Origin of the sequence: Serratia sp. K-E0102 (assembly GCF_029962625.1) — a bacterium.
Classification (GTDB): domain Bacteria; phylum Pseudomonadota; class Gammaproteobacteria; order Enterobacterales; family Enterobacteriaceae; genus Serratia; species Serratia sarumanii.
Genome location: NZ_CP124754.1, coordinates 3,923,811 through 3,948,412, shown reverse-complemented (window position 1 = coordinate 3,948,412; position 24,602 = coordinate 3,923,811). Strand labels below are relative to the sequence as shown.

Sequence of the window (24,602 nt, the reverse complement as noted above, 5' to 3'; positions counted from 1 at the left end):
CGCCGATTAGGCGCCCTATCGCAGAGTTTAAGGCTGCAAAATGGTCGGCAGCGCTTCCGGCAGCAGATCCGGATAGTCCAGCGTGTAGTGCAGGCCGCGGCTCTCTTTGCGCGCCATGGCGCTGCGCACGATAAGCTCGGCCACCTGCACCAGATTGCGCAGCTCCAGCAGGTTGTTGGAGATGCGGAAGTGAGCGTAGTACTCGTCGATTTCCGCCTGCAGCGTGTTGATGCGGCGCAGGGCGCGTTCCAACCGCTTGGTGGTGCGCACGATGCCGACGTAATCCCACATGAACAGCCGCAGCTCGTGCCAGTTGTGCTGAATCACCACCCGTTCGTCCGCATCGTCCACCCGGCTTTCATCCCAGTGCGGCACCTGCTTGGCCTGCTGAATGAACGGCAGGCGCTGCAGGATGTCTTCCGCCGCCGACCAACCGTACACCAGGCACTCCAGCAGCGAATTCGACGCCATGCGGTTGGCGCCGTGCAGGCCGGTATAGCTGACCTCGCCGATGGCGTACAGCCCGTCGAGATCGGTGCGGCCGTGCTGATCGACCATCACGCCGCCGCAGGTGTAGTGCGCCGCCGGGACGATCGGGATCGGCTGCCGGGTCAGATCGAAGCCCAGCGTCAGCAGCTTCTCGTGGATCATTGGGAAGTGCTGGGTGATGAACTCCGCCGGCTTGTGGCTGATGTCCAGGTACATGCAGTCGGCGCCCAGGCGCTTCATTTCATGGTCGATGGCACGGGCGACGATATCGCGCGGAGCCAGTTCGCCGCGCGGGTCGAAATCCGGCATAAAGCGGCTGCCGTCCGGGCGCTTCAGGTAAGCCCCTTCGCCGCGCAGCGCTTCGGTTAGCAGGAAGTTGCGCGCCTGCGGATGGAACAGGCAGGTCGGGTGGAACTGGTTGAACTCCAGGTTGGCGACCCGGCAGCCGGCGCGCCAGGCCATGGCGATGCCGTCGCCGGAGGAGATGTCCGGGTTGGTGGTGTATTGGTATACCTTGGCCGCGCCGCCGGTCGCCAGCACCACCGTTTTGGCGCGGTAGGTTTCCACCCGCTCCAGTTCGCGGTTCCAGACGTACGCGCCCACCACTCGGCGGGTGCCCGGCAGGCCGATTTTGTTCGAGGTGATGAGGTCAACCGCGTTGCGGCGCTCCATCACGCAAATATTGGGGTGAGCGCTTGCTTTCCCCACCAGCGTGGTCTCTACTTCCTTACCGGTAGCGTCCGCGGCGTGCAGGATGCGGCGATGGCTGTGGCCGCCTTCGCGCGTGAGGTGATAATGCTCTTCGCCCTGCGCGTTGACCTCGGTGTCGAACAGCACGCCCTGATCGATCAGCCACTGCACGCAGTGGCGCGCGTTGCCGGCGATGAATTCGACGGCCTCTTTGTCGCACAGGCCGGCGCCGGCAATCAAAGTGTCATCAACGTGTGAGGCAATGCTGTCCGTCTCATCGAACACCGCGGCGATCCCGCCCTGGGCGTAAAAGGTGGCTCCCTCGCTGAGCGGCCCCTTGCTGAGAACGGTAACCTTGCAATGCTGCGCCAGGCGCAGCGCCAGTGACAGGCCCGCAGCGCCGCTGCCGACGATCAGTACATCGCTTACATGTTCAGATGATGGTTGCATAACGTATGATGTGTGCAGAAGAAGAGTGAATTTCATGTTAGCCTAACTGTCCGGGCAAAAGCCACGGATAGGGTGACATCAACAGAAAAAACAATGGCGATATGGAACTTCGTGTTCTATATGAACTCCAAGCGAGTGCTTGCTCAGGAAAATAATGTATGGCTGGCAGTACAATTTTACGCGTGGAGACGGATTTGGGGAGAGTTTACCTCGGATGAGCGAGCAGTTAACGGATCAAGTTCTGGTCGAGCGGGTCCAAAAGGGCGATCAGAAATCGTTTAACCTACTGGTAGTGCGCTATCAGCATAAGGTGGCGAGTCTCGTTTCCCGCTATGTGCCGCAGGGCGATGTGCCCGATGTGGTGCAGGAGTCGTTTATCAAGGCCTATCGCGCACTGGAATCGTTCCGTGGCGACAGCGCTTTTTATACCTGGTTGTATCGAATCGCCGTGAACACGGCAAAGAATTATCTGGTTGCTCAGGGGCGCCGTCCGCCATCCAGTGATGTGGACGCCAACGATGCGGAAAATTACGAAAGTGCGGGCGCACTGAAAGAAATTTCGAACCCTGAGAACTTAATGTTGTCAGAAGAGCTGAGACAGATAGTTTTCCGTACCATTGAGTCGCTCCCCGAGGATCTTCGCATGGCGATTACCCTGCGGGAGTTGGATGGTCTAAGCTACGAAGAGATAGCCGCCATCATGGATTGCCCGGTCGGAACCGTACGTTCGCGTATTTTCCGCGCCCGGGAAGCTATCGATAATAAAGTTCAACCGCTGATCCAGCGTTAGCAATGGCGGGCACAGGAAGGGTACTTAGGCATGCAGAAAGAAAAGCTTTCCGCTCTGATGGATGGTGAATCGTTCGACAGCGAGCTGTTGAGTTCTCTGTCGCAAGATCGAACGCTTCAACAAAGCTGGCAGAGCTATCACCTGATACGTGACACACTGCGAGGTGATGTCGGGCAAGTGATGCATCTCGACATCGCCGATCGCGTAGCCGCTGCACTTGAGAAAGAACCCGCTCGGCTGGTGCCTTCCGCCGTTCAGGAATCTCAGCCGCAGCCTCACACCTGGCAGAAAATGCCGTTCTGGGACAAAGTGCGTCCCTGGGCGAGCCAGATTACGCAAATCGGTATGGCGGCCTGCGTGTCGCTGGCGGTGATCGTCGGCGTGCAGCAGTACAACCAGCCTTCTGCGCCATCGAACGCGTCCGAATCGCCGGCCTTCACCACGCTGCCGATCATGGGCCAGGCCTCGCCGGTCAGCCTGGGCGTCCCGGCCGACAGTTTCTCCACCGGCAGCGGCCAACAGCAGCAGGTGCAGGAACAGCGCAAACGTATCAACGCCATGCTGCAGGACTATGAATTGCAACGTCGCCTGCATTCGGATCAGCTGCAGCTTGAGCAAGGCAACCCGCAACAGGCCGCCATTCAGGTTCCCGGAACTCAGTCTTTAGGAATGCAACAGCAGTAATGAAGCAAATCTGGTTCTCCGTTTGTTTATTGACGGGCAGCCTGCTCTATTCCAGCATCGCCCCGGCGCAGCCAACTGCGTCCGGGGCGTTATTGCAACAGATGAGCAGCGCCAGCCGTTCTCTCAATTACGAGCTCGCCTACATCAGCATCAGCAAGCAGGGAATCGAGTCGTTGCGCTATCGCCATGCGGTGATCGGCAATGTGCCGCTCGGCCAGCTGCTGCATATGGACGGCCCGCGCCGCGAAGTGTTGCAGCGCGGCGGCGGGATCAGCTACTTCGAACCCGGCCTGGAGCCGTTCACGCTCACTGGCGATCACATCGTCGATGCGCTGCCGGCGATCGTCTATGCCGATTTCACCCGCCTGGCCAAGTACTACGACTTTATCTCCGTGGGCAGCACCCGCATCGCCGATCGGCCGTGTGAAGTGCTGCGCGTGGTGGCGCGCGACGGTTCCCGCTACAGCTATATCGTCTGGATGGACGAGGACACCAAGCTGCCGCTGCGGGTGGATCTGCTCGATCGCGACGGCGAAACGCTGGAGCAATATCGGGTGATCTCCTTCGCGGTCGGCGCCGACGTGCAGGGCGCGATGCAGGGGCTGCTCAAAGCCAACCTGCCGCCGCTGCTGTCGCTGCCGGCGGTGGAAAACGTCAAGCTCAGCTGGAGCACCGGCTGGCTGCCGGCCGGGGTGGACGAGGTGGCGCGCAATCGCCGCAAATTGCCGAACGTCGCCGTGCCGGTTGAATCCCGGCTCTACAGCGACGGCCTGTTCAGCTTCTCGGTCAACGTCAGCCCGGCGGGCAGCGGAGCCGGGCAGCAATACTACCGTCAGGGGCGCCGCACCATTCAGACCGAAGTGCGCGCGGGCAACGAAATCACTATCGTGGGCGAATTGCCGCCGGCTACGGCCAAGCGCATCGCCGACAGCATTTCTTTCAAGGTATCGCCGCAATGATGAAAGAGTGGGCCACGGTGGTTTCGTGGCAACAGGGCGTAGCGCTGCTGCGCTGTGAACCCAAGGCCGGCTGCGGCAGCTGCACCGCGCGTTCCGGCTGCGGCGCGCGCGCGCTGAACGAGCTGGTGCCGGAAACCGAGCATCAGCTGCAGGTGCATATCGATCAGCCGCTCGAACCTGGGCAGCGCGTCGAGGTCGGCATTGCGGAAGGCAGCCTGCTGCGCTCCGCCATGCTGGTTTACCTGACGCCGCTGCTGGGCATGATGCTGGGCGGCACGTTGCTGCAATATTGTTTCGGCAGCGACGCCTCGGCGGCCGTCGGCGCCGTACTGGGCGGCGCGGCGGCCTTTATGCTGGCGCGTCGGTTGGCCCGGCGTCTGGGCGAGCAGGCCGATTATCAGCCGGTGGTGCTGCAGATTGGGTTGCCGCCTACCGCGATGCGCATGCAGGCGGAAAATTCCCCGCTGATTTAAACCGACGGCCGCGTCATCGCCGGGTTGTGATAGGCGGGGATGCGGTTGTGGATCATATGCTCCAGCAGCGCGATGAACAGATCGGCGCTGAGCAGCGAATCGTAGTTAATCGCGAACAGCACATTTCCCTGGCCGTCGAGCAAACGGATGCCGCGCTGTGGATGGTTTTCCACCGCGCGGATCTGCTCGAGCGGCACGTTGCCCCGCTCCGTGGTCAGCAAGGTGGCGCTCAGCCGCAGCGTTTCGGTCGGCGTGCCTTGCCGCTTGCCGAGCAGCAGTTGCCACAGCCAGCGCGCGTCGCCCTCAACGGTGTGAAACGACACCGTCTCCCCTTGATAGAGCGCATTCAGCGCCAGCGGCCCGCGCTGCTGCAGCTGTTGGTCGACGATCACGTCCGCCAGCCGCCACGAATGGGCGACATTGCTGAAAACCGTACACCAGGGCTGATCCGCGCCGGCGCGGAACGCCGTGACGTCAAACAGCCCGCCAAAAGCCTGGCCGCCGCGAAAGCGATAGATATCGCCGATCTTCTCAAACGGGATGAAGCGCTCTTTGTGATGGTGGCCGTCAAAGACCCGCACGCCGTGCTCGTACAGGCGATAGGTCAGCGTCGGGCGCAGATAGTGCCGCAGCGCCAGCAGCGTACAACCGAGTAAAATCGTGCCCGCGCCGGCCTGCAATAGCGTGATGACCTCGCTCTCATCAATGCTGCTCAGCAGCGGCAGCACCAACAGCGCCGCCCCCGCGCTAAACAGCAGCGCCGCCGCCGCCAGAATGCCCCAGTTGACCTTTGAAAAATCGTGCCGGCTCAGCATTTGCCCTTTATCGATCATAATGCACCTTCCAATCAACGTACGCAGATATGCTGGTGAACCCCGGTGGGCTGCCGATGTAGTGCCCTGAATAATGTTTTGTCGCGGAGTTCATGCCCTTTCTATCCGAGGGGCGGTGGTGGCGTATATGGGGTTTTTCCTAAAGGAAGATGGGTGAGATGGAAATCTAAGAGGTTGATCCAAATATTCTTTTTTTATAATTTCGGAGAGGGTTTATTGCGCTGCGGCCGGTTATGTATTAGCGCCGGAGTTTGGCGGCCACGAATCACCGGCAAGCCTTGGGTTCAGGCCGTATCGTCCGCGTTAACATCTGTTTTCACCCGCCGGGGCGCCCTGTAACATTTAGCGGCGCATAATAGAATGCCTTCACTGCACCGATCGCTAGGTTTTCAGTGGTGTGGCATGTAGAATGCAGCGATTCAGGTGCAAGACGGCCTAACCCATTCACTGTCGCTTTAGGTCCATGCGGGTTTCTATAGGCGAGTAATTCAGAAATACCAAGGCAGAAAAACTTTTATAATGAAGCATATACGAAATTTCTCCATTATTGCCCATATTGACCACGGTAAGTCGACGCTGTCTGACCGCATTATCCAAATCTGCGGCGGCTTGTCTGACCGTGAAATGGCCGCGCAGGTGCTCGATTCCATGGATCTGGAGCGCGAGCGCGGCATCACCATCAAAGCGCAGAGCGTGACGCTGGATTATAAGGCGCTGGATGGGCAGACCTATCAGCTCAACTTTATCGACACCCCCGGCCACGTTGACTTCTCCTATGAAGTTTCCCGCTCGCTGGCGGCCTGCGAAGGCGCGCTGCTGGTGGTGGACGCCGGTCAGGGCGTCGAAGCCCAGACGCTGGCCAACTGCTACACCGCGATCGAAATGGATCTGGAAGTGGTGCCGGTGCTGAACAAAATCGACCTGCCCGCCGCCGATCCGGATCGCGCCGCACAGGAAATTGAAGACATCGTCGGCATCGACGCCACCGATGCGGTGCGCTGCTCGGCCAAAACCGGCGTCGGCGTGCCCGACGTGCTGGAGCGTCTGGTGCGCGACATCCCGCCACCGCAGGGCGATCCGGATGCGCCGCTGCAGGCGCTGATCATCGACTCCTGGTTCGATAACTACCTGGGCGTCGTGTCTCTGGTGCGCGTCAAGAACGGCACGCTGCGCAAGGGCGACAAGATCAAGGTCATGAGCACCGGCCAGGTGTACAACGCCGACCGCCTGGGCATCTTCACGCCGAAGCAGGTCGATCGCGACGTGCTGAACTGCGGCGAAGTGGGCTGGCTGGTCTGTGCGATCAAAGACATCCTCGGCGCGCCGGTGGGCGATACCCTGACGCAGGCGCGTCAGCCGGCGGATAAAGCGCTGCCGGGCTTCAAGAAAGTGAAGCCGCAGGTGTACGCCGGTCTGTTCCCGATCAGCTCCGACGATTATGAGTCCTTCCGCGATGCGCTGGGCAAGCTGAGCCTCAACGACGCCTCCCTGTTCTACGAACCGGAAAGTTCCACCGCGCTGGGCTTCGGCTTCCGCTGCGGCTTCCTCGGCCTGCTGCACATGGAGATCATTCAGGAGCGTCTGGAGCGTGAATACGATCTGGATCTGATCACCACCGCGCCGACGGTCGTCTACGAAGTGGAAACCACCGGCAAAGAAGTGATCTACGTCGACAGCCCGTCCAAGCTGCCGCCGTTGAACAACATCCAGGAACTGCGCGAGCCGATCGCCGAATGTCACATGCTGATGCCGCAGGAATACTTGGGTAACGTCATCACCCTGTGCGTCGAGAAGCGCGGTGTGCAGACCAACATGGTCTACCACGGCAACCAGGTGGCGTTGACCTATGAAATCCCGATGGCGGAAGTGGTGCTCGACTTCTTCGACCGCCTGAAGTCCACGTCGCGCGGCTATGCGTCGCTGGATTACAACTTCAAGCGCTTCCAGGCCTCCGACATGGTGCGCGTGGACGTGCTGATCAACAACGAGCGCGTGGATGCGCTGGCGCTGATCACTCACCGCGACAACTCGCAGTATCGCGGCCGTGAGTTGGTGGAGAAGATGAAAGATCTGATCCCGCGTCAGCAGTTCGACATCGCGATTCAGGCGGCGATCGGCACGCACATCATCGCGCGTTCCACCGTGAAGCAGCTGCGTAAAAACGTGCTGGCGAAATGCTACGGCGGTGACGTCAGCCGTAAGAAAAAGCTGCTGCAGAAACAGAAAGACGGTAAGAAACGCATGAAGCAGGTCGGCAACGTCGAGCTGCCGCAGGAAGCGTTCCTGGCCATTCTGCACGTCGGTAAAGACGGCAAGTAACCGCGACGAGTTCGCGAAACGAGGGAGTTTGCATGGCGAATATGTTTGCCCTGATCCTGGCGTTGGCCACCCTGGTCACCGGGATCATCTGGTGCTTCGAGCGCTTCAAATGGGCGCCGGCCCGCCGCGCGAAGATCGCGGCGGTCAACGCACAGACCGCGGGCGCCGTAGACGATAAAACGCTGGCGAAAGTGGCGAAGCAGCCAGGCTGGGTGGAGACCGGCGCATCGGTGTTCCCGGTGCTGCTGTTGGTCTTTGTGGTGCGTTCGTTTATTTACGAACCGTTCCAGATCCCGTCCGGCTCAATGATGCCGACGCTGTTGATTGGCGATTTCATTCTGGTGGAGAAATATGCCTACGGCATTAAAGATCCGATTACCCAGACCACGCTCATTGAAACCGGCCATCCGAAGCGCGGCGATATTGCGGTATTTAAATATCCGCTGGATCCGAAACTGGATTATATCAAGCGCGTGATCGGCCTGCCGGGCGACCGTATTACTTACGATCCGGTGAATAAGCGCGTTACGGTGCAGCCGTCCTGCAACAGTGGGCAGTCCTGCGATACCGCGCTGGCGGTGACCTACGCCGACGCGCAGCCGAGCGACTTCGTGCAGTTGTTCAGCCGCAGCGGCATGGGCGAGGCCAGCAACGGCTTCTACCAGATCCCGCTGAGCGATAACGTGCCGCCGGGCGGCATTCGCATGCGCGAGCGCCAGGAAAGCCTCGGCAACGTCACGCATCGTATCCTGACCGTGCCGGACGCGCAGGATCGGGTGGGCGCTTACTACCAACAGCCGGGCAAACCGCTGGCGGAGTGGGTGGTGCCGGCCGGGCATTACTTCATGATGGGCGACAACCGCGACAACAGCGCGGACAGCCGTTACTGGGGCTTTGTGCCGGAGAAGAATCTGGTGGGTAAAGCCACGGCCATCTGGATGAGCTTTGAAAAGCAGGAAGGTGAGTGGCCTACCGGCGTGCGTTTCAGCCGGATCGGCGGCATTCATTAATCGCTGACTGATTCCCTGTTATTTTCACGCCGCAGCCTACTGCGGCGTGAAAGATTAAGGGGATATAAAACACAGCATTATGTTTCCACTCGTTGTAGAATACTTTCTCGAGCGATAAAAAGTTGGCCCCTGCTGGGAGCCACTGCAAACGAAACAGCTTTGGATCGGCTTTCGGCGAAGCAGGCCTGTTCCGTATGCTGCAAGTTTTTGACGCATTCTTGATCTATTGGTAACTCATGAACCCCATCGTAATAAACAGGCTGCAGCGGAAGCTGGGCTACACTTTTCAACAGCAGGAGCTTTTACTGCAGGCTTTGACTCACCGCAGCGCCAGCAGTAAACACAATGAACGTCTTGAGTTTCTGGGTGACTCGATTCTGAGCTTTGTCATCGCCAATGCGCTCTATCACCGCTTTCCTCGCGTCGACGAGGGCGATATGAGCCGCATGCGCGCCACGCTGGTGCGCGGCAACACGCTGGCGGAGATGGCGCGCGAGTTTGACCTGGGCGAATGTCTGCGGCTTGGGCCGGGCGAATTGAAAAGTGGTGGGTTCCGCCGCGAGTCAATCCTGGCGGATACGGTGGAGGCATTGATCGGCGGCGTGTTCCTGGACAGCGATATCCAGACCGTAGAGCGTCTGATTTTGGACTGGTATCGCAGCCGGTTGGACGAAATCAGCCCCGGTGATAAGCAGAAAGACCCGAAAACCCGTCTGCAGGAGTTTTTGCAGGGGCGTCATCTGCCGTTGCCTTCTTATTTGGTAGTGCAGGTTCGCGGTGAAGCGCACGACCAAGAGTTTACCATCCACTGCCAGGTGAGTGGTTTGAGCGAGCCCGTGGTGGGCACCGGCTCGAGCCGCCGTAAAGCCGAGCAGGCGGCAGCGGAACAAGCGCTGAAAAAGCTGGAGCTTGAATGAGCGAAGTAAAACAACACTGCGGGTTTATCGCCATCGTCGGCCGCCCGAACGTGGGCAAATCGACGTTGCTGAACCAACTGCTGGGGCAGAAGGTTTCCATTACGTCGCGTAAGCCGCAGACGACCCGTCACCGCATTATGGGCATCGACACCGATGGCGCCTATCAGGCGATCTACGTCGACACCCCAGGGCTGCACATCGAAGAAAAACGCGCCATCAACCGCTTGATGAACCGCGCGGCCAGCAGCTCGATCGGCGACGTTGAACTGGTGATCTTCGTGGTTGAAGGCACCAACTGGACCGCCGACGACGAAATGGTGGTCAACAAGCTGCGCAGCCTGCGCTGCCCGGTATTGCTGGCGATCAACAAGGTCGATAACGTCACCGACAAATCCAAGCTGTTGCCGCACATCGCGTTCCTCAGCCAGCAGATGAACTTCCTCGACGTGGTGCCTATCTCCGCCGAAAAAGGCATGAACGTCGACACCATCGCCGGCATCGTGCGTAAGCTGCTGCCGGAAGCGGAACACCACTTCCCTGAAGACTACATCACCGATCGCTCACAGCGCTTTATGGCCTCCGAGATCATCCGCGAGAAGCTGATGCGTTTCCTGGGCGAAGAGCTGCCGTACTCGGTGACGGTAGAAATCGAACAGTTCGTGGCCAACGATCGCGGCGGCTACGATGTGCACGGCCTGATCCTGGTCGAGCGCGAAGGCCAGAAGAAAATGGTCATCGGCAACAAGGGCGCCAAGATCAAAACCATCGGCATCGAAGCGCGCCAGGACATGGAACAGATGTTCGACGCCAAAGTGCATCTCGAGCTGTGGGTGAAAGTGAAATCCGGTTGGGCGGACGACGAACGTGCGCTGCGCAGCCTGGGCTATGTTGACGATCTGAAGTAACGATCCGTGGACGGCTGGGAGCGCGCTTTCGTCCTGCATGGGCGGCCGTACAGTGAAACCAGTCTGATGCTGGATCTGTTTACCGAAGGTCATGGGCGGGTGCGCTTGCTGGCGAAAGGCGCGCGCAGCCGCCGCTCTAATCTGAAGGGCTGTCTGCAGCCCTTTACCCCCCTGTTAGTGCGCTGGGGCGGCCGCGGCGAAGTGAAAACGCTGCGCAACGCCGAAGCGGTCTCCCTCGGTTTACCCCTCAGCGGCATGATGCTGTACAGCGGCCTGTACGTGAACGAACTGCTGGCGCGCGTGCTCGAGCAGGAAACCAACTATTCGGTGCTGTTCTTCGACTATCTGCAATGCCTGCAGGCGCTGGCGGCGGAAGACAGCTCGCCGGAGCAGGCGCTGCGCCAGTTCGAGCTGGCCTTGCTGCACCACCTGGGTTACGGCCTCGATTTCCTGCACTGCGCCGGCAGCGGCCTGCCGGTGGATGACGCCATGACCTACCGCTACCGCGAAGAGAAAGGCTTTATCGCCAGCCTGGTGGTGGATCACTACAGCTTCACCGGGCGCGAACTGCGCGCGCTGGCGGAGCGGCAGTTTCCCGATGCCGAGACGCTGCGCGCCGCCAAGCGTTTCACCCGTATGGCGCTGAAACCCTATCTAGGCGGCAAGCCGTTGAAGAGCCGCGAACTGTTCCGCCAGTTCGTGCGCAAACAGCCGAATACGCCGGTCGACGACGCCTGACCTTTTCCCCTTTTGCCGCCTTGCGCCCGCGTGTAAACTGCTGGCACTGAAAATCGTATTTAGAGGTTGTCATGGCTGATTTGCTGCTGGGCGTCAATATCGATCACATCGCCACGTTACGTAACGCGCGCGGAACCCAATACCCGGATCCGGTTCAGGCGGCATTCATTGCCGAACAGGCGGGAGCCGACGGCATTACCGTGCATCTGCGCGAAGACCGCCGCCACATCACCGACCGCGACGTGCGCCTGCTGCGCCAGACCATCCAGACGCGCATGAATCTGGAGATGGCGGTGACCGACGAGATGCTGGACATCGCCATTGAGCTGAAGCCGCATTTCTGCTGCCTGGTGCCGGAGAAGCGCGAAGAAGTGACCACCGAAGGCGGCCTGGACGTCGCCGGCCAGCTGGACAAAATGAGCGTGGCGGTCGAGCGCCTGGCGCAGGCGGGCATTCTGGTCTCGCTGTTCATCGATCCCGATCATCGCCAGATCGACGCGGCGGTGGCGGTGGGCGCACCCTATATCGAAATCCACACCGGCGCCTACGCCGAAGCGCAGGGCGAGCTGGCGGTACAGGCCGAGCTGCGCCGCATCGCGGTAGCCGCCGCCTACGCGGCCGAGAAAGGGCTGAAGGTCAACGCCGGCCACGGCCTGACCTACCACAACGTGCAGCCGATCGCCGCGCTGCCGGAGATGCACGAGCTGAACATCGGCCATGCGATTATCGGCCAGGCGGTGATGAGCGGGCTGCCGGCCGCGGTTGCCGACATGAAAGTGCTGATGCGGGAAGCGCGCCGGTAATGGCGGTGCTCGGGCTGGGAACCGACATCGTTGAGATGGCGCGTATCGAAGCGGTGGTGGAGCGCAGCGGCGATCGCCTGGCGCGCCGCGTGCTGAGTGACGCCGAGTGGGCGCTGTATCAGCAGCACCAGCAGCCGATTCGCTTTCTGGCCAAACGTTTCGCGGTGAAAGAGGCCGCCGCCAAGGCGTTCGGCACCGGCATTCGCAACGGCCTGGCGTTCAATCAGTTCGAAGTGTTCAACGATGCGCTGGGCAAGCCGAATATTCGTTTGCACGGCCGCGCCGCCGAGCTGGCCGGGGAGATGGGGGTCACCGCGATCCACGTTTCGCTGGCCGACGAACGGCGCTACGCCTGCGCGACGGTGATCGTCGAAAGCTGAAAATAGCAAGGGCGCCTGTGGCGCCCTTGTCAGTCCTGCGGCGGATTAAATGCGATCGGCGTGGTGCAGCACCACGAACTTGTCCCACAGCTGTTCGTTGGTCTCGCGATGCTGCGGATCGGTGATGATGGTGTTGTCGATCGGGCAAACCTGCTGGCAGGTCGGCGTATCATAATGGCCGATGCACTCGGTGCAGCGATCGGTATCGATCTGATAAATCTCATCGCCCATCGAAATCGCCTGGTTCGGGCATTCCGGCTCGCACATGTCGCAGTTGATGCATTTGCGTGTGATTAGCAGGGCCATGATGTATCTCTCATTATTAACAGGGGTATTTTCGCAGCGGCATTATACCGGTTAAACCAGCTTTTTCATTAACTGTTCGCTGTGTTTGATGCGATCGCGGGCATGATCGAGATCGTGCTGGATCAGCGCCATAAACAGCAGGTCGGTGAGGGCGTACTGGGCCGTGCTGGAAGAGATGGCCGCGCTGCGGGTGTGGGGCTCTTCGGCGATGGTATAGAGGCAGTGGTCCGCGCGCTGCTGCAGGCCGTTGGGAGAGAAGCTGGTCAGCGCCAGCACTCTGGCGCCGGCCTGGCGCGCCTCTTCCGCCGCCAGATTGATTTCACGCCGTTCGCCGCTGAAAGAGATAGCCAGCAGCAGATCGCGTTTGTCCAGCGCCTGAACCGCCGCCAGCTGGACGTGCATGTCCGGTTCGGCCACTGCCATCACGCCGATTTTCAGCAGTTTGAAGGAGAAATCCTTGGCCACCAGCCCGGAGGCGCCGATGCCGATCAGCATCACCCGGCGCGCTTGGCGCAGCATGTCCAGCGCCTGATGCAGCCGCTCTTCGCTGTTGATGTCCAGCGTCGCGCGCAGCGCCGCCTGCTTTTCCGCCAGCAGTTTTTCACCGACGATTTTCAGCGTGTCGCTGCTGAGGATGTGGTTGTGAACGGTCACCACCGGCTCGGCCTGCGGCTGGGCCAGCGTTTCGCTCAGCGCCAGCTTCAGCGCCGGAAAGCCCTTATAGCCCAGCTTTTGGGCGAACTTCACCACGCTCGACTGGCTGATGCCGGCCAGCTCGGCCAGCTTTTGCGAGCTGAGATGGCGCGCCTGCTCGGCGTTGTTCAGCAAAAAGTCCGCCAGCTTGCGGTCGTTTTGCGCCAGTGTCGGATACATCTGGCGTATGCGCAGAAGGGTACTCATTGATCTTTCCCTGGAAACCAGCGGCCATTTTGCCACGCAGGCGGCGAAAACGCGCGGTGAAAATTTTTGTGAGCTCGTCGTTAAAATAGCAAATAGCGCTCGCTTTGTTGAATAAAATATTCAAATATTGATTTAAATTTGTGAATTAAAAATTCAAAGGTGAACAGATGAACTTAGGCGCACTGGTATCGGAAACCCGCAACCCGGCCACCATGGGGCTGGATGAGATGTCGACGCTGGAGATGGTCCGCTGCTTTAACCAGGAAGACCGCAAGGTGCCGGAGGCGATCGAAAAGGTGCTGCCGGCGATCGCGCAGGCGGTCGATTTGGCCGCGGCGGCGTTGAAGGCCGGCGGCCGGCTGATTTATTTGGGCGCCGGCACCAGCGGCCGATTGGGGGTGTTGGATGCCTCCGAGTGCCCGCCGACCTTCGGCGTGCCGCACGGCGTGGTGGTGGGCTTGATCGCCGGCGGGCCGGGCGCACTGCTCAAGGCGGTGGAGGGGGCGGAAGACGACGAAGCTTTGGGCGAAGCCGATCTCCGGGCGCTGAACCTCACCGCCGTCGATATGGTGGTGGGGTTGGCGGCCTCAGGGCGCACGCCTTATGTGATTGGCGCACTGCGCTATGCGCGCGGGCTGGGCTGCCCGACGGCGGCCATCTCCTGTAACCCGGATTCGCCGATCGCGCATGAAGCGCAGGTGGCGATTTCACCGGTGGTGGGGCCGGAGGCGCTGACCGGTTCGACGCGCCTGAAATCCGGCACCGCGCAGAAGCTGGTGCTCAACATGCTGTCGACCGGCGCGATGGTCAAGCTGGGCAAGGTCTATCAGAACCTGATGGTGGACGTGAAGGCCACCAACGTCAAACTGGTGGATCGCGCCTGCCGCATCGTGGTGGAGGCCACCGGCGCCGAACGCGCTCAGGCGGAGGCGGCGCTGGCGCAGACCGGCTTCGAGGTCAAGCCGGCGATCCTGATGATTCTGGCCGACGTCAGCGCCGAAGAGGCGCAGCAGCGGCTGCAGCGGCACGACGGCTACCTGCGCGCGGCGCTGGCGCGTTAACTCACGGTGGGGGCGGCGATGGACAAGACAACGGCATTGGCGACACAGATCCTGGCGGGCGTGGGGGGCGAGGGCAATATCCTCAAACTGGAGAACTGCATGACGCGGGTGCGCGTCGAGGTCAGCGACGAACAGCGTCTGGATCTGGCCGCTCTCAAGCAGCTGTCCGGCGTGAAGGGCTATATCAAACAGGGTGAGCAGCATCAGTTTATCGTTGGCCCGGGCGCCGCCGCCAAGGTGGTGGACGCCATGCGCGCATTGCTGAGCGGTAGCGCGCAGCCTGCCGTCGCCGTCGGTGACGCGGCCCGCACCAAGGCGCAGGCCAAGCAAAAATACGCTGCGCCGATGAGCGGTGCGCTGAAAAAGCTGGCCGATGTCTTTATTCCGCTGATCCCGGCGTTTATCGCCTCGGGCCTGATCACCGGCATCATCAACCTGCTGAAACGGCCCGACATCGCCGGCCAACTGGCGGTGGACTACCCGAACGTGCTGGGGTTGCTGGCGATCTTCGGCAGCGCGGTGTTCGCCATCATGAACATTTTGGTCGGGGTCAACGCCGCGCGGGTGTTCGGCGGCTCCCAGGCGATGGGCGGCGTGATGGCGGGCATTCTCGCCAGCCCGGCGCTGGCGCAGATTACCTTGTTCGGCGAGGCGCTGCAGCCGGGGCGCGGCGGGGTGATCGCCGTGCTGCTGGTGGTGGCGTTGATGTGCTGGGTGGAGAAACGCCTGCGCACGCTGCTGCCGGAATCGGTCGAGCTGATCCTTAACCCATTGCTGACCACGCTGGTCACCGCCTCGCTGGCGATCCTGATTCTGCAGCCGATCGGCGGCATTATCTCCGACGCCATCGCCCACGGCGCCAATCTGGCGATCGACAAGGGCGGGCTGCTGGTGGGGGCGCTGCTCTCGGGGCTGTTCCTGCCGCTGGTGCTCTCCGGCCTGCATCAGGGGCTGGTGCCGATCCACGTCGAGCTGGTGCAGGCGCACGGTTCCAACCCGCTGCTGCCGATCCTGGCGATGGCCGGCGTCGGGCAGGTGGGGGCGGCGCTGGCGGTGCTGTTGAAGACCCGCAACGCGCGGCTGAAGAAGGTGATCAAAGGGGCGTTGCCTGTCGGCATTCTCGGCATCGGCGAGCCGCTGATCTTCGGGGTGACGTTGCCGCTGGGGCGGCCGTTTATCGGCGCTTGCCTCGGCGGTGCGGTCGGCGGCGCGCTGATCAGCTACTGGAAGGTGGCGACGGTAATCACCTTCGGCATTTCGGGGTTGCCTTTGGCGTTGACCATCGTCTCAGGTAAGGTGATGTTGTATCTGGCGGGGATGCTGATTACGATTATCGCCGGTTTTCTCTTCACCTGGATGATGGGGTTCAACGATCCCGAGGAGTAGCGTTTGAGCGACAAGCAGCAACAACCGGCCGCAGAGGGGCGCCGCGTGGTCTTTTTCGATCTGGACGGCACCCTGCATCAGGAGGATATGTTCGGCAGTTTCTTGCGCTTTCTGCTGCGCCGTTTGCCGCTGAACCTGCTGCTGGTGATACCGGTGCTGCCGCCGATCGGCCTGGCGCTGCTGCTGCTGGGGCGCGCCGCGCGTTGGCCGATGAGCCTGCTGCTGTGGGCGATTACTTTCGGGCGCTCCGAAGCGAAGCTCAAGGCGCTGGAGCGGCAGTTTATCGAGGCCTTTCGCCAGAAGGTGACCGCGTTTCCGGTGGTGCAAATGCGGCTGCGGCAGTATCTGGACGAGCACGATGCCGAAGTGTGGCTGATCACCGGCTCGCCGGAACGGCTGGTGGAGCAGGTGTATCGCGATTCGGCGTTTCTGCCGCGCGTGCGGTTGATCGGCAGCCGCATCACGCGCCGCTGCGGCGGTTGGGTCTTGACTCTGCGCTGCCTGGGGACGCAAAAAGTGGTGCAGCTGGAGCAGCGGCTCGGTGCGCCGCTGAGACTATACAGCGGTTACAGCGACAGCAAGCAGGATAATCCGCTGCTGTTCTTTTGCGAGCACCGCTGGCGGGTAAGTAAGCAGGGCGAGCTGCAGCAGCTGGAATAAGCCAAGGGCGGAGGATTCCGCCCATCAGTACCGCGATCGGTCGTCGGTCACGTCGTGCGGCTGGCGCCCCAACTGCCAAATTTTCTCCGCATAATGCCCCAGCGCCCACAGGCTCAGGCCGAGCAGCGCGAAAAAAATCGTCTTCGGCATGCTGTCCCAGAAAAACTCGAACAGGCGGGTATACAGGTTAATGCCGAGGAAGGTTAGCCCGAAGCCGCGCAGCATGGCGTCGTCATGCTTCAATCCCAGCCAAATGGCGGCGAGGGCGGCCAGCCCGAACAGCAGGCTCCAGTGGAACAGCTCGATCTGGCGCGCGCGGTACCAGCTGTCGAGGTCGCCGTAGTTGCCGAAGATAGACAGCAGCCACAGGGCGATAAACAGATACAGCAGGCCCATCGCCAGCGACACCCGCTGCAGGCCGCGTTGCGCCAACAGCGGCCGCAGCAGCAGCGCGGCGGCGATCAGCACCGCGCCAAAGGCGATAAAACGAATCGGGTAGCTCATGCCGAGCCAGTAGGCGCCCCAGCCGGACAGGTAGCCGGTCTCGGCGCCGAAGGCGTTGCCGAGCGACAGCAGGGCGAACCACCACACCAGCCCGGAGCGGCTGAACCAGCCGATCGTGCCGTACAGCAGCGCGGCGAACAGCAGCAGCACGGAAACCCGGCCGCTGCCGTTATCCAGCCAGACCCCCAGCTGCCATAAGGCGCAGGCGGTAAGCAACACGGCGACAAACAGCGCCGCCTCATTGCCGTAGCGTTTTTCCGGGTGGCGCCGGCGGCGACGCAGCGCCCAGACGTAGGCCAGCGCCGCCAGTACGCCGGCGATCGCCATGCGTACCGGCGCGTCGAAGCGGAACAGTCCGCTGAGCCATGCAAGCAGTTCGCTGTCGGCGAACAGGCTGGTGACGGCGATCAGCAGCGAGGCCAGCGCGGCAAGAAACGCATAGCGCGCCAGCCGCCGCCAGTCGAAAGGCTGCACGGCCACATGCTGCAGCAGCTGCTGCCGTTGTGCGGGCGTCAAGGCGCCTTCTCCCACCCAGCCGTCCAGCGCCTTGCGCACCACGACGGCGTTCTTTTTACTGAGTTTCATGCTTCTTGTCCCTGAATCACACGCTGATTCGGCCAGTATAGCCATTGGCGGGCGGCTACGACAAAGGAGGGCTAGTGTGTATAATGCCCGCCGCAAAAGCGCACGAGGAATTATGCGATGACTGAATATAACGATGAGTACTGGATGCGTCAGGCATTGCAGCTGGCCCTGCGCGCGCAGGAAGAGGGCGAGGTGCCGGTGGGGGCGCTGCTGGTGCTGGACAATCAGGTCATCGGCGAGGGCTGGAACCGCCCGATCGGCCGACACGATCCTACCGCACACGCCGAGATCATGGCGCTGCGCCAGGGCGGCGCGGTGCTGCAAAACTACCGTCTGCTGAATGCCACGCTGTACGTCACGCTGGAGCCCTGCGTGATGTGCGCCGGTGCGATGGTGCACAGCCGTATCCGCCGGCTGGTGTATGGCGCCGCCGACGAGAAAACCGGCGCGGCCGGTTCACTGGTGGACATTCTGCGCCATCCGGGCATGAACCATCAGGTGGAGATCGTTTCGGGCGTGCTGGCGGAGGAGTGCGCCGCCACCCTAAGCAATTTCTTCCGCCTGCGCCGTGAACAGAAAAAAGCGCTCAGGCTGGCGCAGCGGGCGGCGGATAAGCCGGAATAATCAGTAGTTGAGCGCCAGTTCCGGCATCACCGTCGGGTAGCCTTTCCCCAACGCCTCCTGCTCGGCGGCCGCTTGCGCCGCCTTTCTCTCTTTTTCCTGCAGATAGCCCACCAGGCTGACCTGGTAGCGGCGAATGTTTTCTACATAGTTGTAGGCTTCACGCCCGCGCGCATAGCCGTAGGTCAACTGCGGGTAGTAGCGCTTCTGGCTGAGCATCGGCAGGCGCTGCTTGACGTCGACCCAGCTGTCCGGGTTGCCTTTTTGCGTCTTGGTCAGCTTGCGCGCGTCCAGCATGTGGCCCCAGCCCATGTTGTAGGCCGCCAGCGAGAACCAGATGCGCTCGTCTTCCGGCACGCTGTCCGGCACCTTGGCCATCAGCCGCTGCAGGTAAAGGGCGCCGCCCTGAATGCTCTCTTCCGGATCGAGGCGGTCGTTGACCCCAAGGCCGTCGGCGGTGGCGCGGGTCAGCATCATCAGGCCGCGCACGCCGGTGGGTGAGGTGGCCTGCGGATTCCAGTGCGATTCCTGATAGGCGATGGCCGCCAGCAGCTTCCAGTCGATCTCGTTGGCGTGCTTCTCGAACAGCGGGCGGAAGTTGGGCAGCACCGAGTCGATGGCCGACAGGAAGGTTTTGGTGTCCACATAGTCGAAGCTGCCGACGTGGCCGAGGTATTTCTCTTCGAGCCGCGCCAGGGTGCCGTCGTCCACCATCTGGCTGTAGAAGTCCAGCATCGCCGCGTACAGGCTGTCGTCGCCGTCGCGTTTCAGATACCAGGTAACCGGCTCTTCGTCGGTGACGTCGAACGCCACCGCCAGCTGCGGATGGATGCGCTGCAGCAGCGCGATGGTCACCGAATCGCCGAGGGTGTAGTCCAGCTTGCCGTCGGCCACTCGCTCCAGCAGCTCTTTGGAGGTGAGATCGCTGGAGGACTCCCAGGCGAGATCCGGGTATTTATCCTGTTTGAGCTGCTTGAGGGTGCTGACGTGCGCGGAACCGGAAGCGACCGCCAGCTTGCCTTTAATGTCGGCGAAACTTTTCGGCCGCGGGGTGCCCAGCCGGTACACCAGCTGTTGGGAAACGGAGTAGTAGGCCGGGCCGGTGCGCGCGCGGCTGAGGCGCTCCTGGTTGTAGATCAGACCCGCCGCCAGCAGGTCGGCGTCGTCGTCGTCCAGATCGTCGAACAGGTCATTGATGTTCTGATGGGGGATCACCACCAGCTTCACCCCGAGGTAGTTGGCGAAGCGCTTCGCCAGTTCGTAGTCGAGCCCACCCGGCCCTTGCTTGGTGTTGAAATAGGTCAGCGGGGAGTTCAGCGTGCTGATACGCAACTCGCCGCGGGAAATGATCTCCTGGAGTTGCCCGCCCGGGCCGCTGCGCCAGGTGATATTGGGCCACAGCGCGAGAGCCAGAAGCAGGGTGACAACGCCGATGAGGATGTAGTTTATTTTAAGACGTTTCAAATAGTTATCCAGTGGTGGCACAGGTACGCCGGCGACGATAACCGCGACTTTTCTCATGGTTAAATCACCAGTGCGGGGGCATTTTGCGCAACAAAACGCCAGTGTGCAACTTTATTGACACGTTATGACAATTCGACGGTGCGGCACGCTTTTATCAATTATCCCTACGCAAACGGTTTCGTCGGCGGCGAGGATTCTCTATAATGACGCGCGTTTTCCCCTGTTGCGCCCAATGAAGCGTCTTATCCGTCGCTTCGAAGACGAGAGAACTTTGATTATGGAAATTCTGCGTGGTTCGCCCGCTTTATCGGCTTTTCGCATTACCAAACTGCTGTCCCGCTGCCAGGACGCTCACCTGCCCGTCAGTGATATCTACGCCGAGTACGTCCACTTTGCCGATGTTAGCGCACCGCTCAGTGCCGAAGAACACGCCAAGCTTCAGCGGCTGCTCAAGTACGGTCCTTCTCTCGCCGAACACGCCCCCGAAGGCCGGTTGCTGCTGGTTACGCCGCGTCCGGGCACCATTTCTCCCTGGTCTTCCAAAGCCACCGACATCGCCCACAACTGCGGTCTGCAGCAGGTCGTGCGCCTGGAGCGCGGCCTGGCGTTTTACGTCAAGGCGCCCGAGCTGACGGAAACCCAGTGGCGGCAGCTCGCCGCGCTGCTGCACGATCGCATGATGGAAACCGTCTTCAGCGAACTGCAACAGGCCGAACAGCTGTTCGCGCACCATCAGCCGGCGCCGTATCAGTCGGTCGACGTGCTGGGCGCAGGGCGCGCCGCGCTGGAGCAGGCCAACGTCCGGCTCGGCCTGGCGCTGGCGCAGGACGAGATCGACTACCTGCTGAATGCCTTTACCGGTTTGGGGCGCAACCCGACGGATATCGAACTTTATATGTTCGCGCAGGCCAACTCCGAGCACTGCCGCCACAAGATTTTCAACGCCGACTGGATCATCGACGGCGAACAGCAGCCTAAATCGCTGTTCAAAATGATCAAGAACACCTATGAGCAGACGCCGGACTATGTGCTGTCGGCGTATAAAGACAACGCCGCCGTGATGGAAGGCTCTCAGGTCGGCCGCTTCTTCGCCGCGCCGGAGACCGGCACCTACGATTACCATCAGGAAGACGCGCACATCCTGATGAAGGTGGAAACCCACAACCACCCGACGGCGATCTCGCCGTGGCCGGGCGCCGCGACCGGCTCCGGCGGCGAGATCCGCGACGAGGGGGCTACCGGCCGCGGCGCCAAGCCGAAGGCCGGCCTGGTGGGCTTCTCGGTGTCCAACCTGCGTATTCCCGGCTTTGAACAGCCGTGGGAGCAGGATTTCGGCAAGCCGGAACGCATCGTCACCGCGCTGGATATCATGACCGAAGGCCCGCTGGGCGGCGCGGCGTTCAACAACGAATTCGGTCGTCCGGCGCTGCTGGGCTACTTCCGTACCTATGAAGAGCGCGTCAACAGCCACAACGGCGTTGAGCTGCGCGGCTACCACAAACCGATCATGCTGGCGGGCGGCATCGGCAACATCCGTGCCGATCACGTGCAGAAAGGGGAAATCACCGTCGGCGCCAAGCTGGTGGTGCTGGGCGGCCCGGCGATGAATATCGGCCTGGGCGGCGGCGCGGCCTCGTCGATGGCGTCCGGCCAGTCCGACGCCGATCTGGACTTCGCTTCGGTGCAGCGCGACAACCCGGAAATGGAGCGCCGCTGTCAGGAAGTGATCGACCGCTGCTGGCAGCTGGGCGATCAGAACCCGATCCTGTTTATCCATGACGTCGGCGCCGGCGGCCTGTCCAACGCCATGCCGGAGCTGGTGAGCGACGGCGGCCGCGGCGGCCGCTTCGAGCTGCGCGATATCCTCAACGACGAGCCGGGCATGAGCCCGCTGGAAGTGTGGTGCAACGAATCGCAGGAACGTTACGTGATGGCGATCGCCCCGGCGCAGATGGCGCAGTTCGACGAGATCTGCCGCCGCGAGCGCGCGCCTTATGCGGTGATCGGCGAAGCGACCGAAGAACAGCATCTGACGCTCAACGACCGCCACTTCGACAACCAGCCGATCGACATGCCGCTGGACGTACTGCTCGGCAAGACGCCGAAAATGACCCGCGACGTCACCCGCCTGCAGGCGAGCGGCGAGGCGGTGCAGCGCGAGAACATCACGCTGGCCGACGCGGTGAAACGCGTGCTGCATCTGCCGGCCGTGGCGGAGAAAACCTTCCTGATCACCATCGGCGACCGCACCGTTACCGGCATGGTGGCGCGCGACCAAATGGTCGGCCCGTGGCAGATCCCGGTGGCCGACTGCGCGGTCACCACCGCCAGCCTGGACAGCTATTACGGCGAAGCGATGTCGCTCGGTGAACGCGCGCCGGTGGCGCTGCTGGACTTCGCCGCCTCCGGCCGCCTGGCGGTCGGGGAAGCGCTGACCAACCTGGCCGCCACCGAGATCGGTAGCCTGAAGCGCGTGAAGCTGTCCGCCAACTGGATGGCCGCCGCCGGCCACCCGGGCGAAGACGCCGGCCTGTACGAAGCGGTGAAAGCGGTGGGCGAAGAACTGTGCCCGGCGCTGGGCATCACTATCCCGGTGGGTAAAGACTCCATGTCGATGAAGACCCGCTGGCAGGAAGGCAACGAACAGCGTGAAATGACCTCGCCGCTGTCGCTGGTCATCACCGCCTTCGCCCGCGTGGAGGACGTGCGCCACACCGTGACACCGCAGCTGCGCACCGATAAGGGCGACAGCGCGCTGCTGTTGATCGACTTGGGCAACGGCCATAACGCGCTGGGCGCCACCGCGCTGGCGCAGGTTTACCGCCAACTGGGTGACAAGCCGGCCGACGTGCGCAACGTTGCGCAGCTGGCGGGCTTCTTCAACGCCATGCAGCAGCTGGTGGCCGATCAAGCGCTGTTGGCTTACCACGACCGCGCCGACGGCGGCCTGCTGGTGACGCTGGCGGAGATGGCCTTCGCCGGTCACTGCGGCGTGGACGTCAATCTCGACGGCCTCGGCGACGATGCGCTGGCGGTGCTGTTCAACGAAGAGCTGGGCGCGGTGATCCAGGTGAGCGCCGAACGTCTCGACGACGTGAAGCAGGCGTTCGCTCAGCACGGTCTGACCGACAATGTGCATCACATCGGCAGCGTGCAGGCCGGCGATCGTTTCGTCATCACCCAACACGGCAAGGCGCTGTACAGCGAAAGCCGCAATACGCTGCGCACCTGGTGGGCGGAAACCACCTGGCAGATGCAGCGCCTGCGCGACAACCCGGCGTGCGCCGATCAGGAACATCAGGCCAAGCAGGATGAACAAGATCCCGGCCTGAACGTGAAGCTGACCTTCGCACCGCAGGAAGACATCGCCGCGCCGTATATCGCCAAGGGCGCTCGCCCGAAAGTGGCGGTGCTGCGCGAGCAGGGGGTGAACTCTCACGTTGAAATGGCGGCGGCGTTCCACCGCGCCGGCTTTGACGCGGTGGACGTGCACATGAGCGATCTGCTGGCGGGGCGCCGCGATCTGCAGGACTTCCACACGCTGGTGGCCTGCGGCGGCTTCTCTTACGGCGACGTACTGGGCGCCGGCGAAGGTTGGGCGAAGTCTATCCTGTTCAACGAGCGGGTGCGGGACGAGTTCGAAGCGTTCTTCCACCGTCCGCAGACGCTGGCGCTGGGCGTGTGCAATGGCTGCCAGATGATGTCCAACCTGCGCGAGCTGATCCCGGGCGCAGAGCACTGGCCGCGCTTTGTGCGCAACCTGTCGGATCGCTTCGAGGCGCGTTTCAGCCTGGTGGAAGTGGCGGCCAGCCCGTCGCTGTTCCTGCAGGGCATGACCGGTTCGCGCATGCCGATCGCCGTTTCCCACGGCGAGGGGCATGTCGAAGTGCGCGATGCGGCGCATCTGGCCGCGCTGGAAAGCCACGGCCTGGTGGCGCTGCGTTTCGTCAACAACGCCGGTCAGGTGACGGAAACTTACCCGGCCAACCCGAACGGTTCGCCGAACGGCATTACCGCCGTGACCAGCGCCAACGGGCGCGCCACGGTGATGATGCCGCACCCGGAACGTGTGTTCCGCACCGTCAGCAACTCCTGGCACCCGGAAGAATGGGGCGAGGACAGCCCGTGGATGCGCATGTTCCGCAACGCCCGTAAGCAGCTGGGCTAAAAACGGCCACCGCCGTACAGAGGGTGCAAGCAATTGCGCCCTTTTTTATGGCCGGCGTTCGCCGTCTGGCGGCAGTGTCTGCATTTTGCGACAGGCGCTATTTTTCCTGTCGCTAAATGGAGACATTTAACTATTTGATTTTATTAATGGTAAATGGGTTTGGCTTTAGTTGTCTGCATTTGGCGACAGCGCGGCGTTTTTTTCATCGCTCATCGGGGCGTGATGCACAAAGAAATTTGCTGATATAATCTTATTTTTTAATAAAATCATATTGTTATAATTTTTATTGCAAAGTTGGCACGTAACGTGCATTATTCTCGGCGGCTGCTCATTCACCTTTTTATGACGGCGCCGTAATTAGACGGCAAATCGCCTCATAAGCCTCCGAATGATGCCAAAGAAATGGTGCCTATCGTCCAACCAAACCGATAACAGACCGTGCAAGCGGCTTTATCAAGCATCGGGCGACACGTGGAGTGAGGCACCGCCTGTATCCAACTGTGATGA

The 24,602-nt window shown here is 61.7% G+C and carries 22 protein-coding genes; 16 read left to right on the top strand and 6 right to left on the bottom strand.

The genetic code is table 11. The annotated features are described in order from the left end of the window. Positions 1-27: 27 nt before the first annotated feature. Positions 28-1,629, bottom strand: a complete 1,602-nt coding sequence (gene nadB / locus SSARUM2_RS18790) for an L-aspartate oxidase (RefSeq protein ID WP_019452310.1) — start codon at positions 1,627-1,629, stop codon at positions 28-30. Between the two features lie 214 nt (positions 1,630-1,843). Here nadB and rpoE point away from each other — a divergent pair, with 214 nt between their 5' ends. The 4 genes from rpoE to rseC are packed head-to-tail and all read left to right on the top strand — an operon-like array spanning position 1,844 to position 4,535. Further along, positions 1,844-2,419, top strand: a complete 576-nt coding sequence (rpoE, locus tag SSARUM2_RS18785) for an RNA polymerase sigma factor RpoE (protein ID WP_004929136.1) — start codon at positions 1,844-1,846, stop codon at positions 2,417-2,419. 30 nt (positions 2,420-2,449) lie between these two features. Continuing rightward, positions 2,450-3,103, top strand: a complete 654-nt coding sequence (gene rseA, locus SSARUM2_RS18780; protein ID WP_016929795.1) for an anti-sigma-E factor RseA — start codon at positions 2,450-2,452, stop codon at positions 3,101-3,103. After that, positions 3,103-4,062, top strand: a complete 960-nt coding sequence (rseB, locus tag SSARUM2_RS18775) for a sigma-E factor regulatory protein RseB (protein WP_033635628.1) — start codon at positions 3,103-3,105, stop codon at positions 4,060-4,062. Before rseA ends, rseB begins: the two co-directional genes overlap by 1 nt. Beyond that, positions 4,059-4,535, top strand: a complete 477-nt coding sequence (gene rseC / locus SSARUM2_RS18770) for a SoxR-reducing system protein RseC (RefSeq protein ID WP_033635627.1) — start codon at positions 4,059-4,061, stop codon at positions 4,533-4,535. The genes rseB and rseC overlap by 4 nt, the downstream gene beginning before the upstream one ends. Here rseC and SSARUM2_RS18765 read toward each other — a convergent pair. Then, positions 4,532-5,368: a hypothetical protein gene (locus SSARUM2_RS18765; protein WP_049233112.1), complete on the bottom strand. Its 837-nt coding sequence runs from the start codon at positions 5,366-5,368 to the stop codon at positions 4,532-4,534. The genes rseC and SSARUM2_RS18765 overlap by 4 nt on opposite strands. 519 nt (positions 5,369-5,887) lie before the next feature. Between SSARUM2_RS18765 and lepA the strand changes: the two genes are divergently transcribed. The 7 genes from lepA to acpS all read left to right on the top strand — a co-directional run bounded on the left by lepA (position 5,888) and on the right by acpS (position 12,440). Continuing rightward, positions 5,888-7,687 (top strand): translation elongation factor 4, encoded by a 1,800-nt coding sequence (lepA, locus tag SSARUM2_RS18760; protein ID WP_033648940.1) that lies wholly within the window; start codon positions 5,888-5,890, stop codon positions 7,685-7,687. Between the two features lie 32 nt (positions 7,688-7,719). Next, positions 7,720-8,697, top strand: coding sequence for a signal peptidase I (gene lepB / locus SSARUM2_RS18755; protein WP_033635624.1), 978 nt, complete (start codon positions 7,720-7,722; stop codon positions 8,695-8,697). Positions 8,698-8,933: 236 nt separating this feature from the next. Next, on the top strand, positions 8,934-9,614 hold the full coding sequence (rnc, locus tag SSARUM2_RS18750; RefSeq protein WP_004929158.1) for a ribonuclease III: 681 nt from the start codon (positions 8,934-8,936) through the stop codon (positions 9,612-9,614). Next, positions 9,611-10,519 (top strand): GTPase Era, encoded by a 909-nt coding sequence (gene era / locus SSARUM2_RS18745; protein WP_004929162.1) that lies wholly within the window; start codon positions 9,611-9,613, stop codon positions 10,517-10,519. Before rnc ends, era begins: the two co-directional genes overlap by 4 nt. A 6-nt stretch (positions 10,520-10,525) precedes the next feature. Then, complete coding sequence (gene recO, locus SSARUM2_RS18740) at positions 10,526-11,257, top strand: DNA repair protein RecO (RefSeq protein ID WP_004929165.1); 732 nt, start codon at positions 10,526-10,528, stop codon at positions 11,255-11,257. 71 nt (positions 11,258-11,328) lie between these two features. Next, entirely contained in the window at positions 11,329-12,060 is a 732-nt protein-coding gene (gene pdxJ, locus SSARUM2_RS18735) for a pyridoxine 5'-phosphate synthase (RefSeq protein ID WP_025303943.1), read from the top strand. Continuing rightward, positions 12,060-12,440 carry a holo-ACP synthase gene (gene acpS, locus SSARUM2_RS18730; RefSeq protein ID WP_004929169.1) on the top strand — a complete coding sequence of 127 codons (381 nt, stop codon included), beginning with the start codon at positions 12,060-12,062 and terminating at the stop codon, positions 12,438-12,440. Before pdxJ ends, acpS begins: the two co-directional genes overlap by 1 nt. A 45-nt stretch (positions 12,441-12,485) precedes the next feature. On the opposite strand, the gene SSARUM2_RS18725 is transcribed toward acpS, so the two are convergent. Beyond that, positions 12,486-12,746 carry a YfhL family 4Fe-4S dicluster ferredoxin gene (locus SSARUM2_RS18725; protein ID WP_039568565.1) on the bottom strand — a complete coding sequence of 87 codons (261 nt, stop codon included), beginning with the start codon at positions 12,744-12,746 and terminating at the stop codon, positions 12,486-12,488. A gap of 51 nt (positions 12,747-12,797) precedes the next feature. Continuing rightward, the gene (locus SSARUM2_RS18720) at positions 12,798-13,646 is read right to left on the bottom strand and encodes a MurR/RpiR family transcriptional regulator (RefSeq protein WP_033648938.1); all 849 of its coding nucleotides are present in this window, start codon (positions 13,644-13,646) and stop codon (positions 12,798-12,800) included. Between the two features lie 167 nt (positions 13,647-13,813). On the opposite strand from SSARUM2_RS18720, the gene murQ reads away from it, so the two are divergent. The 3 genes from murQ to yfhb are packed head-to-tail and all read left to right on the top strand — an operon-like array spanning position 13,814 to position 16,753. Further along, on the top strand, positions 13,814-14,707 hold the full coding sequence (gene murQ, locus SSARUM2_RS18715; RefSeq protein WP_049234850.1) for an N-acetylmuramic acid 6-phosphate etherase: 894 nt from the start codon (positions 13,814-13,816) through the stop codon (positions 14,705-14,707). Positions 14,708-14,725: 18 nt separating this feature from the next. Continuing rightward, entirely contained in the window at positions 14,726-16,093 is a 1,368-nt protein-coding gene (locus SSARUM2_RS18710; protein WP_049234851.1) for a PTS transporter subunit EIIC, read from the top strand. Between the two features lie 3 nt (positions 16,094-16,096). Continuing rightward, positions 16,097-16,753, top strand: a complete 657-nt coding sequence (yfhb, locus tag SSARUM2_RS18705; RefSeq protein WP_060453064.1) for a phosphatidylglycerophosphatase C — start codon at positions 16,097-16,099, stop codon at positions 16,751-16,753. A 24-nt stretch (positions 16,754-16,777) separates the two neighbouring features. On the opposite strand, the gene SSARUM2_RS18700 is transcribed toward yfhb, so the two are convergent. Next, a complete protein-coding gene (locus SSARUM2_RS18700; RefSeq protein WP_033654295.1) occupies positions 16,778-17,842 on the bottom strand; it encodes a DUF2157 domain-containing protein in 1,065 nt (354 codons plus the stop codon). A gap of 117 nt (positions 17,843-17,959) precedes the next feature. Between SSARUM2_RS18700 and tadA the strand changes: the two genes are divergently transcribed. Continuing rightward, entirely contained in the window at positions 17,960-18,466 is a 507-nt protein-coding gene (gene tadA / locus SSARUM2_RS18695; RefSeq protein ID WP_033648933.1) for a tRNA adenosine(34) deaminase TadA, read from the top strand. On the opposite strand, the gene mltF is transcribed toward tadA, so the two are convergent. Next, the gene (gene mltF / locus SSARUM2_RS18690; protein ID WP_041036366.1) at positions 18,467-19,927 is read right to left on the bottom strand and encodes a membrane-bound lytic murein transglycosylase MltF; all 1,461 of its coding nucleotides are present in this window, start codon (positions 19,925-19,927) and stop codon (positions 18,467-18,469) included. Positions 19,928-20,201: 274 nt separating this feature from the next. On the opposite strand from mltF, the gene purL reads away from it, so the two are divergent. Then, positions 20,202-24,095, top strand: a complete 3,894-nt coding sequence (gene purL / locus SSARUM2_RS18685) for a phosphoribosylformylglycinamidine synthase (protein ID WP_170310567.1) — start codon at positions 20,202-20,204, stop codon at positions 24,093-24,095. Positions 24,096-24,602: the final 507 nt, after the last annotated feature.

Coding starts and splice junctions, on each gene's coding strand:
- nadB (WP_019452310.1), bottom strand. CDS start 1,629: ATGCAACCATCATCTGAACATGTAAGCGATGTACTGATCGTCGGCAGC.
- rpoE (WP_004929136.1), top strand. CDS start 1,844: ATGAGCGAGCAGTTAACGGATCAAGTTCTGGTCGAGCGGGTCCAAAAG.
- rseA (WP_016929795.1), top strand. CDS start 2,450: ATGCAGAAAGAAAAGCTTTCCGCTCTGATGGATGGTGAATCGTTCGAC.
- rseB (WP_033635628.1), top strand. CDS start 3,103: ATGAAGCAAATCTGGTTCTCCGTTTGTTTATTGACGGGCAGCCTGCTC.
- rseC (WP_033635627.1), top strand. CDS start 4,059: ATGATGAAAGAGTGGGCCACGGTGGTTTCGTGGCAACAGGGCGTAGCG.
- SSARUM2_RS18765 (WP_049233112.1), bottom strand. CDS start 5,368: ATGATCGATAAAGGGCAAATGCTGAGCCGGCACGATTTTTCAAAGGTC.
- lepA (WP_033648940.1), top strand. CDS start 5,888: ATGAAGCATATACGAAATTTCTCCATTATTGCCCATATTGACCACGGT.
- lepB (WP_033635624.1), top strand. CDS start 7,720: ATGGCGAATATGTTTGCCCTGATCCTGGCGTTGGCCACCCTGGTCACC.
- rnc (WP_004929158.1), top strand. CDS start 8,934: ATGAACCCCATCGTAATAAACAGGCTGCAGCGGAAGCTGGGCTACACT.
- era (WP_004929162.1), top strand. CDS start 9,611: ATGAGCGAAGTAAAACAACACTGCGGGTTTATCGCCATCGTCGGCCGC.
- pdxJ (WP_025303943.1), top strand. CDS start 11,329: ATGGCTGATTTGCTGCTGGGCGTCAATATCGATCACATCGCCACGTTA.
- acpS (WP_004929169.1), top strand. CDS start 12,060: ATGGCGGTGCTCGGGCTGGGAACCGACATCGTTGAGATGGCGCGTATC.
- SSARUM2_RS18725 (WP_039568565.1), bottom strand. CDS start 12,746: ATGGCCCTGCTAATCACACGCAAATGCATCAACTGCGACATGTGCGAG.
- SSARUM2_RS18720 (WP_033648938.1), bottom strand. CDS start 13,646: ATGAGTACCCTTCTGCGCATACGCCAGATGTATCCGACACTGGCGCAA.
- murQ (WP_049234850.1), top strand. CDS start 13,814: ATGAACTTAGGCGCACTGGTATCGGAAACCCGCAACCCGGCCACCATG.
- SSARUM2_RS18710 (WP_049234851.1), top strand. CDS start 14,726: ATGGACAAGACAACGGCATTGGCGACACAGATCCTGGCGGGCGTGGGG.
- SSARUM2_RS18700 (WP_033654295.1), bottom strand. CDS start 17,842: ATGAAACTCAGTAAAAAGAACGCCGTCGTGGTGCGCAAGGCGCTGGAC.
- tadA (WP_033648933.1), top strand. CDS start 17,960: ATGACTGAATATAACGATGAGTACTGGATGCGTCAGGCATTGCAGCTG.